The organism is Bacteroides stercorirosoris (assembly GCF_900142015.1).
GTDB lineage: Bacteria > Bacteroidota > Bacteroidia > Bacteroidales > Bacteroidaceae > Bacteroides > Bacteroides stercorirosoris.
The window spans coordinates 107,508-121,260 of record NZ_FQZN01000008.1; the positions used below are offsets into that span (position 1 = coordinate 107,508).

The following is a 13,753-nucleotide window of genomic DNA, read 5'->3' on the forward strand; positions in this document are numbered from 1 at the left end:
AAAAATGAGAAGCATGTTTTTTATGGTGATGTTGTTTTATACATCGCTTTTATCGGGACAAGTACGGAATATGAATGAAAATCCATTTGACGATTCGTTGCGTAATGAAGCAAACAATCTATTGACGGAATGGATGGACACCTTTTTAACCTATCAATGTAACAACCCGAATCCTGCACTCAATGGTGGTGTTCTGTGCCCTGCATGTGCCCGTATGCATGGACGTATAGGTGATGCCGTACTTCCTTTAATGTATCTGGCAGAAAAAACCGGAAATAATAAATACTTGCATGGCGCCAAGCGCCTGATGGCCTGGATGGAGAATGTACACCGTCCGGACGGTTCCTGGATGAACGATGTGCACGTCTCTGACTGGAACGGAACGACGGTCTTCGCTTCCATTGCCCTCTACGAAGCTCTGCACTATCATGGTCATTTACTGGACGACTCGACCCGCAATCACTGGAAACAACAATTACTGCAAGCCGGTGAGTTCATAATGGACAATCCGTTTATTTATAGCCGTAAACGCGAAGGTATGCGAAATATGAACGTAAATTATTCGGCTTCGGCAACCTACGCCTTGTATGCCATCGGCGAATTGTGCAACCGTCCTGACTTTAAGAAAGAAGCCGGAGAGATAGCGACCGGACTGAAAAGTTACTTTACGGAAAATGAGTACTTTCTATATGGAGAAGGGCCGAATATCAACTCCGCAACCAGGAATGGCTGCTTCCCGATAGATTTGCTCTATAATGTGGAAGAATCTTTGCCTAACATAACATATTACGCAATGATGGCCGACGATAAGGAATTGCTGTCACTTGCAGAGCGTTCCATGAACACCCATTTGGAATTTATGCTGCCCGATGGTGCCTGGGACAATAGCTGGGGGACACGGAGCTTTAAATGGACTTATTGGGGAGGGCGTACCAGCGACGGTTTTATGGGAGGCTACTACACATTGGCTGCCCGTCATCCGGAATATCTGGAAGCCATTCAGCGTAATATCCGACTATTGGAAAAAGCTACTCACGACGGGCTTCTTTACGGTGGCATGCATTACCGTGCTTCCGGCATTCCTCCTTGCATCCATCATACCTTCGGGCACGCCAAAGCATTAGCATCCTTTCTCGAATTACCTCCCGTGAAAATAGCCGCTTCCGGAAAACTGCCGCGAGATGTCACTTACGGCACGAAATACTTTAAAGATATCCATACATGGCTTCTTTCCTATGGTTCCTGGCGTTCCACGCTCACCGGATATGATGCAGAGTATAAGGTAAAAGGGACACATCCTATGGGAGGTGCCCTCTCCATGTTATGGCATACACAGGCAGGACCTGTTTTTGCAGCAACCATGAATCAATATAAGCTGATTGAAGCTCCCAATATGCAGAGTAATACCCGTAAATATCTGACAGGCGGTACTCCCCGAATCGAATTAATGCAGGATGGAGTGGCATATAGCAATCTGGATGATCTGAATACAGACATTGACTGCCATGCGGAAAAAGGTTCTTGCACGTTTACCGTGCATACTCATCTGGTTGATATCAACCAGCAAGCTCCGCCACAGGGAGAAGTAGCTATGACAATGAATTATACATATTCAGAACAAGGAATCAGCATACATGTGGAGCATTGCGACGAACCGGTCAGATTTATATTGCCCGTCATTGCATCACCGGAGGAAAAGGTTGAATTTTTTTCCCATGAAGTACGTATAAGAAAAAATAAAGGAGTAGTATGTATCACTTGTGAAGCAGGAGATATGGAAATTGCTCCTGCGGACGATGATAAAAGAATTTTCAATCCGGTTCCGGGCTTCTCTTTTATACCTCTACAGGTGCTGCCTGATAATGTGGATAAGAAAATTCATATTAATATCTGTTTTCGCTAATATATTTTGTTTATTTGCTCTGTAATAGACTATGATTATGACTATGAAAATACAACAATTCTTGTTAGTGCTTATAGGAAGCTTATTCCCCTATGTAGTGAATGCTAACATAACCGAGAACATTTATTTCACCCATATCGGATTAGTGGAAGGATTATCACATAGCACGATTTTTGCAATTAATCAGGATAAAGGTGGGAATTTATGGTTTGCGACGTATGATGGGGTAAATAAGTATGATGGTTACAACTTTACAGTATATCGCCATCAATATACGAATCCCAACAGCATTGCCAGTGACATATCCCGTTGCATTGCCGTTGATGATTCCGACAGGATATGGGTGGGAACCCGTGAGGGTTTATCTCTTTATAATCGCTATAAAGATGCTTTCTCCAATTACTATTATAAGAAAAAAGGAATGAATGTAGCCGTTACCAGCATAGCTCCCATAAAGGAAGACTGGTTGATGCTGGGTACTTCGGAAGGCGTTCTGCTTTTTGATGTAAAAAAAGAGCGTTTCCTGAACGATACTCTACCCACTGCCTTACATATGCTGAGGCCTACGGCTCTGGTACGCCAAGGAGACTTTATCTATATTGGTGCCGAGAACGGAGTTTATACTTATGCCTTGTCAAACGGTATTCTGGATAAATTGGTGGATATGCCTGCCTATGTACGAATACATGCCATCCTGTGCCAAATGTTCAATCAGATATGGATGGCAACTGAGGGGGATGGTTTGTATATGTATGATACTAAATCGAAAGTTCTGAAGAACTATCGCTATGAAGATGGAAAGTCCGGGCTGAATTCAAACTATGTACGCTCTCTGGCATTGGATACTGAAAATCGTTTATGGGTAGGCACTTATAGCGGACTGAATATCTATAAAGAAGGAACGGACAGTTTCGCTTCGCTTAAAAGTTCGGAAATACAGGAAGGCAGTTTATCCCAAAACTCAGTCCGGAGTATTTTCAAAGATTCGCAGGGTGGAATGTGGCTGGGTACCTATTGGGGCGGATTGAATTATTATCATCCCTTATGCAACCGCTTTCAATGTATCAAGCATATTCCCTTCTTAAATTCGCTCAGTGATAATGTTGTAAGTTGTATCGTAGAAGACAATGAACATAATTTATGGATTGGAACGAGTGACGGAGGCCTGAACTTCTATGATAACCAATCACAGATGTATAAAAGCTATTTGTTTAACTCAGGCACGCTGGATGTCCCTTTTAAGGATATCAAAACTGTATATGTAGACGAACTGCACGATAAAGTATATGTAGGAGCCCATGCAGGAGGAATGATGGTGCTGGATAGAAAGTCCGGAAATGTAGAGTACTATAATCGCCAGAACAGCAATATACCAAGTAATAATATTTACTCCATTATCTCTGACGAGAACGGAGGTCTTTGGGTCGTTTCACTGGAATATTTGCTGCATTTTGATATAGACAAGCGCCGTTTTAGAATAGTTGACAAGAATAAAGACAGAGATGAAGTTCAGCAATACAACCGTCTGCTGTTTCGTGATTCAAAAAAGCGTTTATGGATAGGGGGAGAAATGGGCATTTCGGTATTTAACCAGGTGGGTAACTCCTTGAGGAACAATACGGATTTTCAGATATCACCCATTTTGAAACAAGCGTTTGCCAATTGCTTTTATGAATCGACTTCCGGTTATGTGTGGGTCGGTACACGCAACGGACTCTTCGCCTTAAAAGAAGGTGATGAAAAGCTATTGCAATATACGACGGCGAATGGACTGCCAAGTAATGTTATCTATGGAATCCTGGAAGATGCCTATGGACGTCTATGGATAAGTACCAATCAAGGTCTGAGTTGCATGAACCCGGAAAACGGGAAATTCCGTAATTTTACAATTATGGACGGTTTACAGGGCAATCAGTTTAATGCTGGTTCTTATTGCCGGAAAGAGAATGGTTATATGTTGTTTGGTGGTGTCAGCGGCATCACGGCATTCCGTCCGGAGACATTAATCGATAACCCTTATGCTCCTAAACCGGTCATAAATAAATTGTTTGTTTTTAATAAAGAGGTATTGCCGGATGACGAGACCGGTATCCTGAAAGAAAGCATTGAATATGTAGACCGTATTACTTTGTCATCTTCCCAGAATTCTTTTGCCATCTCCTTTGTCGTATCCAATTATATTGCCGGAAAGCATAATACTTTCGCCTATAAATTAGAGGGATATAATGACGAGTGGTATAAACAGAATGACATCAGTCCGGTTTCATACTCCAACCTGCCGGCGGGTGATTATACTTTCTACATAAAAGCAGCGAATAATGACGGTAAGTGGAATGAAGAACCTGCTACACTCCATATCCGTATATTACCAGTCTGGTATTGTACCTGGTGGGCACTTACTCTATTTGCATTGTCTTTCATTCTGTTAGTGGTGGGGGTCGTCCGTTTCTTCTGGCTGCGCAAGAGTATGCAGGCTGAAATCCTTATGGAAAGATTGGATAAAGAAAAACAGGAAGAAATCAGTCAGATGAAAATCCGCTTTTATGTCAACATCTCACATGAATTGCGCACTCCGCTCACACTTATCGTTGCACCTTTGCAGGAACTTATCAACCGTGTCAGCGGGCATTGGGAACAGGGGCAATTGCAATATATCCAGCGAAACACCAATCGCCTGCTCCACCTGGTTAATCAGCTGATGGACTACAGGCGGGCAGAATTGGGGATTTTTGAACTTAGACCGACATACTCCAATGCTTATAAAAGAGTATTGAACTGTTTTATAGATTATGAAAGCCTGGCGAAAAGGAAGGATATAGACTATAACTTCTATACGGAACTGCAAGATGAAAAGATGCTGTTTGATGAGAATTATCTGGATCTGATAGTCAATAATCTGCTTTCAAATGCCTTCAAATATACCGAAGTGGGCGAAAGTATAATGGTGAAACTATATAAAGAGGACAACAACCTTGTATTACAAGTAGCGGATACCGGCATTGGCATTCCCGAAGAAAAGCAGGAAAAGATTTTTGAGCGTTTCTACCAGGTGGAAAACGGATGCGAAGGCAGTGGCATCGGTCTTTCTTTAGTCCAAAGATTGGTTGAGCTGCATCACGGACGGATTGTCTTGCAGAGTGAAGTAGGTAAAGGCTCCACATTCTTTATTTATCTCCCTCAGGATGAATCGGTTTATAAACCGGAAGAGCTACAAGGTGGTAAAGGGAATACAGAAGAACAACGTGTATATTCTACCAATGCACACGACATTTACATTGGCGATGAAGAAAAAGAAGACGGGGAAGAGATCATAGACGCAGAAAAAAGTAAGCGTGGAACGATTCTGATAGTAGAAGATAACCGAGAATTAAGACAATACATGGTCAATGGTTTGTCTCCCTTATTTTGTCTGCTGGAAGCTGAGAATGGACAAAAGGCATTAAATATATTAAAGGAACAGGATGTTGACCTGATTATCACGGATGTAATGATGCCTGTTATGGATGGCGTTAAATTGTGCAAACTGGTAAAACAGAATTTACGTACTTGCCATATACCGGTCTATATGCTATCCGCTAAAGTGGACGTGAAATATCAGTTGGAAGGTTTGCATGTAGGTGCCGATGATTATATTGCCAAACCATTTTCCATAGAAGTGTTGAAGGCCAAAATACTGAATATGCTGCGTACACGCTACCGCATTTTTGAACACTATTCCAATATGACGGAAGTGGAACCCGAAAAGCTAACAAACAACACGATGGACGAGGAACTGCTGCGGAAAGCCATCGCCGTTGTTGAAAAGAATATGGATAATGTGGAATTCTCAACCGAACAGTTTGCACGTGAAATGAACATGAGCCGTTCCAACCTCCATCTGAAACTGAAAGCGATAACAGGAAAATCGGCTATTGATTTTATCCACAAGATACGCTTCAACCGGGCATGCCAATTGTTGAAGGAGGAAAAATATACTGTCGCTGAAATCAGCTTTATGGTGGGCTATAATACGCCTTCTTATTTTGCGGCGCGTTTTAAGAAATATGTCGGTTGCCTGCCGACCGAATATGGAAAAAAATGATATTTATATTTATGAAAATACGTATCACTGCATTTTGGATAGCAGTCCTATTCTTGTCTGCGTCATGCGGACAGACAGATTTATGTCAATTGTCAGTATCCAAGGAGGATAGCATTCCGAATGGAGGCAAGACCATAGAACTTTTCAAATTGGTAAACGAAAACGGAATGTCTGTCAAAGTAACGAATTACGCCGCTTCTTTGACCGATGTTTCCGTTCCTGACAAGCAGGGAAACTTTGAACATGTTGTATTAGGCTTTGACAGTCTGGAAAGTTATTTAGGAAAGCATCCTAAATTAGGTGCCACAGTCGGAAGATTCGCCAACAGGATCAGAAATGCCGAATTCAATCTGAATGGCCAGACATATCATTTGGAGAAAAACAATAAAGGTCATTCCATTCATGGGGGAACACAAGGATTCAATCGTCAGATATTCGATACAGATACATTCTATACAGTAAAAGATACGGCAATTGTAATATTTAAATATAGAAGCATTCATCAGGAAGGAGGTTTTCCTGGAAATCTGGATATTTCAGTAGCTTATAAACTGACTAACAATAATGAGATTATTTTAGAATATACAGCGGTGACAGACAAACCAACAGTGGTAAACTTTACGAATCACAGCTACTTCAATCTGACCGGATGCAAAGATCCCGTATTGAGCCATCTATATATGATTCGGGCAGATTCCATAACTCCGGTAGATTCCATAGGTATCCCTACCGGCGAATTGATATCCGTAGCCGGTACCGAATATGATTACACTTCTCCCCTGCCGGCAGAAATGCGGATAAGGAGAATGGGTAAAGGATATGATATCAATTATAAATTGAATAAGTCCTCCGATTCTCCGGAGCTGGCGGCAGTCGTAGTGGAACCTGTATCCGGCAGAGTTTTAAAAGCATACACCACCGAACCGGGTATGCAATTTTATATTCCAAATTCAAATATGGACTATCTTGCCGGACATGATGGCAAGAAGTATGGACGATATTATGGATTTTGTCTTGAGATGCAGCATTTTCCGGATTCTCCCAATAATCCCCAATTCCCTACAACAAGTTTGTTTCCGGGAGAAACTTACCGGCAAATCACTATCTATAGATTTGAAACAATATCAGAATAATATATCCAAAATACAGGAATCTAGTTTTTAAACAACACCCCGTCCCAGAGCACTCGTAAGACCGTTTTTACACAAAAACATTGTGTAGTGAACAATATTGATATAGAATTGGGTAAAAGTGAAAGGAACAAAAACAATACTATTACTCTTTCTTTAGCATATGTCGTATGTTTGCCCTCGGAAAATTCTAAAGTTAAACCTTAGATTTATTTATTATGTATAAATTAAAAGAATTATTTTTAATGCTCATCCTCGCTTTCGTTAGTATGGCTGCATACGCGCAAAGTCTGACAGTAACCGGTAAGGTAATTGATAGCGAAGGATATGAAGTGATTGGAGGCAGTGTCACCATTAAAGGTGCTGCCGGTGTTGGAACTGTTACCGACCTGAACGGTAAGTACACTCTAAAAGTAAATGATGCATCTAAAGATGTATTAGTTTTTTCTTATGTAGGTATGACTCCGCAAGAAGTGAAAGTCAACAACCAGAGTGTAATAAACGTGACTTTGCAAGCTGATGCCGTATTATTGGAAGACGTTGTAGTGATCGGTTATGCTGCAGTTCCCCGTAGAGACTTGACCGGGTCGGTAACTTCGGTTAGCAGCAAAGAACTTTCTAAAGTACCTGTAAGTGATGTTACACAGGCTTTGGCTGGACGTATGGCAGGTGTGATGGTGCAACAGAGTGAAGGTACTCCGGGTGCTTCCATTTCCGTACGGGTGCGTGGAGGTATTTCCATTACACAAAGTAACGAACCCCTTTACATTATCGACGGTTTTCCGAGTGAAGACGGTATGGCTACCCTCGATCCCGCTGAAATTGAGACTATCGACGTGTTGAAAGATGCCTCGGCCACTGCCATCTATGGTGCTCGTGGTGCCAATGGTGTAGTTGTAATTACAACAAAGAATGGTAGTAAATCAGGCGGCAAGGCCACGGTGACCTTCGACAGCTATGTAGGTGTCAAAAAGATTGCGAACAAACTGGATGTACTTAATGCCGGTGAATTTGCCAAATTGGATTACGAACGTACATTGTGGAGAGTAGGTACTGGAGACTCCGGTTCGGAAGGTATAGCCAAATGGGAAGAAAGATATGGTAAGTTCAGCGATCTTGCTTCCATATATAATGGTCGTAAAGGCATCGACTGGCAAGATGAAACTTTGGGCCGTAATGCCGTTACCCAGAACTATCGTGTAGGTGTATCTGGCAAGACGGACAAGATGAATTACAGCCTGGCTTATTCATACTACAACGAAGAGGGTGCTATGGTGTACAGCGGTAGCAAAAAACATAACATCTCATTCAACATGAACCATGAGATAAACAAATGGTTGACAGTAAATTCACGTATCAGCTATGACCAGATGCGCGTGGAAGGTATGGGTACATCGGAAGGTGGCGACCGCTTCAACAAGATGCAACATATCTTGCAATATCGTCCTACAGTAGGTATTATGGGTACAGATGAAGATTTGTTACACGGCGAAGACCCTCTGTTGGCCGATGATAGTGGTAATGTTATGCAGAATCCGCTGATTTCGGCAGCAGAAGAACTGAACAACAGGGAATGGCGCACTTTCCAGGCCAATGCTGGTGCTACCATCAAATTACTGAAGGGACTTTCTTTCCGTAGTACGGTAGGTATGCGTTATCAGACTCGACGCAATGATGTATTTTATGGTGATGAGTCTATTACAGGTAAGCGTTCCAGTATTCAAGGTTCAATTACTAACTTGGAGAACAGTAGTTTCCAGATATCTAATGTATTGACCTATGCTTGGAAAAATAAAATTCATGACTTTACGGTCATTGCCGGTCATGAGTATGTAGACAAATGGTCACGCAACTTTTCTGCAAGTGCCAGTCAGTTCCCGAACGATGAAATTGGCTTGAGTGACCTCTCACTGGGTGTTCCAGGCGTTCCTACTTCCAATGAAAACTACGATGACAAACTGCTTTCTTTCTTTGGACGTATCAACTACAACCTGATGGATAAATATCTTTTTACCGCTTCGCTCCGTACTGACGGCTCTTCCAAGTTCGGTAAAAACAACAAGTGGGGGTATTTCCCGGCTTTCTCGGCTGCATGGCGTTTAGGCGAAGAAGAATTTATCAAAGACCTGGAAATCTTCTCCGATTTAAAATTCCGCATCGGTTACGGTCTTGCAGGTAACAACCGTATTGGCAGTTATCAAAGTCTTGCTCTCATGAGTTCCGTTACTGCTGCCAATGGCAACGGTGCACAGGCTGGTTACGCTTCCCGCCAGGTACCCAACCCTGATTTGAAATGGGAAGCAAACAAGACATTCAACGTAGGTCTGGACTTTGGTTTCTTGAACCAGCGCATCACGTTCTCTCCGGAATTCTATATTAACCGCAGCAGCAACTTGTTGCTGAATGCCAAATTACCGAACTCTTCCGGTTACACCAGTATGGTTATCAACGCAGGCGAAACTCAGAATATAGGTGTGGACCTGACTATCAATACAGCAAACATCGTATCCAAAGACTTTACCTGGAATACTTCGGTTACTTTCTCCCACAACAAAAACAAGGTAAAGAAGCTGACAGGTGAAGATGTACAGTTGTACCTGGCTAACTTCGGTTATAGTGGTGCGGGAGCATCCCATCAAATTGGGGTAAACCAACCGTTGGGACAATTCTACGGTTACGTAACTGACGGTCTGTATCAGGTGGAAGACTTCAATTACGATGCAACGACCAAAACTTATACATTGAAGGACGGTGTGCCTTATCATGGCGACAAGAAGAATATCCAGCCGGGATATTGGAAATTCAAGAACGTGGACGGAAGCGAAGACAACCAAATTACTGAAAGCGATAAGACCATTATCGGTAATGCCCTTCCTGATTTCTATGGTGGTATCAACAATACTTTCAATTGGAAGGATTTCGACTTGAGCATCTTCTTTACTTATAGCTATGGTGCCGAAGTACTGAATGCTACCAAGTTGACTAATACCAAGACTGCCCTTACCAATAAAAACGTTTTGTCGGTAGCCGATGAGGCTCATCGTTGGGTGACCATCAATGCCAGTGGCGAACTGATTACAAACCCTGAAGAATTGGCAGCAGTAAACCGAGGCAAGACAGTGGCTCATTTTGGTGATAACGGTTCAAATAACACCTACATTCATTCCTGGGCTATCGAAGATGCTTCTTATTTGAAATTGAGCAATATCACTATAGGTTATACCTTCCCCAAGAAAGTGATTAACAAGATCGGTCTGACCAAACTACGTTTGTATGCAACGGGCAACAACCTGTTTACATGGACTCCTTATACCGGTTTCGATCCGGAAGTATCTACCATGAGCAGCGCATTGACTCCCGGTGTCGATTTCGGTGCTTATCCCAGAAGCCGCTCTTTCGTATTTGGTGTGAACGTAGCATTTTAATTAGAATTAAAAAAGGGAATAATAAGATGAAAAACAAAATTATATATGCGCTTGGCGCAATGATGCTTATAGGAGTTACTTCCTGTGACCTGACTGAAAAACCCAGTTCATTCTACGAGAAAGATACTTACTTCGTGACAGAAGGAAAAGCTCGGATGGCTGTAGTCGGAATCTACGACTGCCTTGAAACTACAGATTATTATGGACAAAACATTATGCCGTTCTTTGGATCGGATGATATGTTTATGGTACGTGGAACCGGCTCGGACGGGACTCGTCGTGACATATCCCACTATCTGTACAACGCTTCCAATACTTGGATTGCCAGTATATGGAAATGTGCTTATCAAGCTGTTGACCGTGCCAATGTAGCTATTGCCAGCATTGAGGCCATGCCAGATTTCGCCGAAAACGAAAACCTACAGGAAATTGATGGGCAAGCTCGATTCCTCCGTGCTTATATAGCTTTCGACCTGGTGAAATTCTTTGGTGACGTACCGTTCAGCACGGAATATACCAATGGTTTCGGTAACACCTCCAAGCCTCGTACCGACCGTGAACAGATTTATAGCCAAATCATCGAAGATTTGGACTATGCAAAGACACATCTGAAATCCGGTCGTGAAGTGGCTTCTTCTGAAATACCTTGTAGCGGTGCTGCCCGTACCTTATTGATGCGTGTCTATTTGCAACGTGCCGGCTATAGCCTGGACCGTTCGTCACGCCAATTGACTCGTCCGGACGATACTACCCGAAAGAACTATTTTGAAGCAGTGATTAAAGAATGGGAAGCTCTGAAAGCCGAAGGCTATCACAATTTTTATGCAAGTGGTTATGAACAACTGTTCAAAAACTATTCTCAACTGACATTGAATAATCAGGAATCTCTTTGGGAGATTGCTTTTGAACCCAACCAGGGCTTGAAGGACAACGCCGGTGTATGGGCGACTTACAATGGACCATTGGTAGATGCTCCGGGAAATAATGCTGGTACAAGCAGCTATATGGGACGTGCCAATGCTTTCTTTGTGGTACTGCCATATTGGAAGTCTTTCTATGAGTCGAATGCGGATGGAAGCGTAAAAGATATACGTCGTGATGTGAATTTCGTGGACTATGCCATCAAATGGAACGCAAACAAAGCAGTTCAAGAAAAATCGCATACTTCTGCTGACATCAATAAAAACCTGAACAGATATCCAGGTAAATGGCGCAGAGAGTGGATGGCTCCGGGTTGGGTAGATCCTAATAATACAGGAGTAAATTATGCTCCGTTACGTTATGCCGATGCTGTCCTAATGGCGGCCGAGGCTTATAATGAAACCGGTAACACGACTGAGGCTTGGAAATTATTGAATGATGTTCGTGTTCGTGCCGGTGCTACTCCTATAAGCACAGCAAATTATTCAAGCTTGTTGAAAGCTCCCAAATTGTACGATTTACCATTCATTCCGGATGGTGACGATGCCGGCAAATTCCGCACCGCCTTGTATTGGGAACGTGCTTTTGAACTTTGCTACGAAGGTCAACGCAAATATGACCTGCTACGCTGGGGTATCTTGCAAGCATCCTTGAAAGCAGCTCAGAGCTATATGGAGTCATGGATTCCGGGACCCGATGAATATATTACGGATGCTGCACGTAAAGATTGGGATGCGGTGAAATGGGCTAAATCCAATTATGTGGCAGGACACAAGTTTACTGCAGGCAAACACGAACTTTATCCGATTCCATTGACCGAAATTCAGTCGAATGCAGCTTTGAATGGTGAAAACAATCCGGGATTTGAGTAATTTCATTTCCTAAGTATGATCTGACAAGGGATGGAGAAATTATAAGATGTTTATACTTTCTCCATCCCTATATACCAAGGATGATAATTTGAGCAAATATAACCTATAGAATATACATATATTTATGAAGAAATTTTTATTATTTTGTTACGCAGTTGCTACACTACAGGGTTTCTCCAGTTGTTCATCCAGTCAACCTAAGGAAGATTATGGCTGGTTGAAAAAAGCAATAGATACTTCCGTGCAACAACTGGAAGTAACAGTAACCGATGTAGGTGATTCAGTCTTATTACCCCGTTCCATCTGGACGGGATATGATATGGATTTTCTCTGTCGGCAATTGCAAAGAGATCCCGCAACTTTCAAAGACTCTTTACGGGTCAAACCCGTGAAGGCGGCTCTGGGAAGCCGCAGATATTGCAGTTCCATCTATGATTGGACAAGTGGTTTTTTCCCAGGGAACTTGTGGTATGCGTATCAGCTGACCGGCATTGAAGACTTGAAAAAAGATGCCGCAAAATTTACGAATTACCTGTACCCGGTGAAAGATTATAAAGGTACACACGACATTGGATTCATGATCAATTGCAGTTATGGCAATGCATATCGCCTGGCTCCTGCCGACAGTATTCGTCAGATATTGGTGCAGACTGCTGATAATTTGTGCGATCGTTTTAATTCGAACATAGGTTGTATTCGTTCCTGGGATTTCGGGAAATGGAATTTCCCTGTAATTATTGATAATATGATGAATCTGGATCTGCTGTTTTACGTAAACCATCTTACCAATGATTCCAAGTATAAGGAAATCGCATTGAAACATGCCGAGACAACCTTAAAAAATCATTTCAGAGCAGACCATTCATCCTATCATGTAGTCAGTTACAATAATGACGGCAGCGTAGAAATGAAATGTACACATCAAGGGAAAAATGATGATTCTTCATGGGCACGCGGACAAGCCTGGGGAATATATGGATATACATCCTGCTATCGCGAGTCAAAAGATGCGGCTTTCTTGCAGCAAGCCAAAGATATTGCAGCATTAATCATGGCACGTGTAAAGACTGACGATGCGATTCCTTTGTGGGACTATGATGCCCCGGATACACCGGAGACACCTCGTGATGCATCCGCCGCTTCTGTCACAGCTTCTGCCTTGATAGAACTCAGTACTCTTGTAGAGAATGGACAAGTCTATTTTGATTATGCAGAGAAACTACTCAAGTCTCTCTCTTCCGATGCTTACCTGGCAAAGGTCGGCACTAACCAGGGATTTATCCTGATGCACTCTACAGGTTCACTGCCTAATGGGTCTGAAATTGACACACCTATCAATTATGCCGATTATTATTATCTGGAAGCTTTAGCCCGATATATGCAGGTAAAAGGACTTGATTATAAATCGCTTTAAACAAAAT

The 13,753-nt window shown here is 42.5% G+C and carries 6 protein-coding genes; all 6 read left to right on the forward strand.

Annotated elements, in window-relative coordinates:
* Window positions 1-4: 4 nt before the first annotated feature.
* Window positions 5-1,903, forward strand: coding sequence for an ulvan lysase-like protein (locus BUC01_RS07840; protein ID WP_025832233.1), 1,899 nt, complete (start codon window positions 5-7; stop codon window positions 1,901-1,903).
* Window positions 1,904-1,946: 43 nt separating this feature from the next.
* Window positions 1,947-5,984, forward strand: a complete 4,038-nt coding sequence (locus BUC01_RS07845) for a two-component regulator propeller domain-containing protein (RefSeq protein WP_073313300.1) — start codon at window positions 1,947-1,949, stop codon at window positions 5,982-5,984.
* Window positions 5,985-5,995: 11 nt separating this feature from the next.
* Window positions 5,996-7,117 (forward strand): aldose epimerase family protein, encoded by a 1,122-nt coding sequence (locus tag BUC01_RS07850; protein ID WP_025832235.1) that lies wholly within the window; start codon window positions 5,996-5,998, stop codon window positions 7,115-7,117.
* A 215-nt stretch (window positions 7,118-7,332) separates the two neighbouring features.
* Window positions 7,333-10,539 (forward strand): SusC/RagA family TonB-linked outer membrane protein, encoded by a 3,207-nt coding sequence (locus tag BUC01_RS07855; RefSeq protein ID WP_025832237.1) that lies wholly within the window; start codon window positions 7,333-7,335, stop codon window positions 10,537-10,539.
* Between the two features lie 26 nt (window positions 10,540-10,565).
* A complete protein-coding gene (locus BUC01_RS07860) occupies window positions 10,566-12,332 on the forward strand; it encodes a RagB/SusD family nutrient uptake outer membrane protein (RefSeq protein ID WP_025832239.1) in 1,767 nt (588 codons plus the stop codon).
* A 124-nt stretch (window positions 12,333-12,456) separates the two neighbouring features.
* A complete protein-coding gene (locus BUC01_RS07865) occupies window positions 12,457-13,746 on the forward strand; it encodes a DUF4995 domain-containing protein (protein ID WP_025832241.1) in 1,290 nt (429 codons plus the stop codon).
* The last annotated feature ends 7 nt before the right edge of the window (window positions 13,747-13,753 follow it).

Bases quoted from the DNA above. Each gene is read 5' to 3' on its own strand.
- BUC01_RS07840 (WP_025832233.1), top strand. From the start codon at position 5: ATGAGAAGCATGTTTTTTATGGTGATGTTGTTTTATACATCGCTTTTA.
- BUC01_RS07860 (WP_025832239.1), top strand. From the start codon at position 10,566: ATGAAAAACAAAATTATATATGCGCTTGGCGCAATGATGCTTATAGGA.
- BUC01_RS07855 (WP_025832237.1), top strand. From the start codon at position 7,333: ATGTATAAATTAAAAGAATTATTTTTAATGCTCATCCTCGCTTTCGTT.
- BUC01_RS07845 (WP_073313300.1), top strand. From the start codon at position 1,947: ATGAAAATACAACAATTCTTGTTAGTGCTTATAGGAAGCTTATTCCCC.
- BUC01_RS07865 (WP_025832241.1), top strand. From the start codon at position 12,457: ATGAAGAAATTTTTATTATTTTGTTACGCAGTTGCTACACTACAGGGT.
- BUC01_RS07850 (WP_025832235.1), top strand. From the start codon at position 5,996: ATGAAAATACGTATCACTGCATTTTGGATAGCAGTCCTATTCTTGTCT.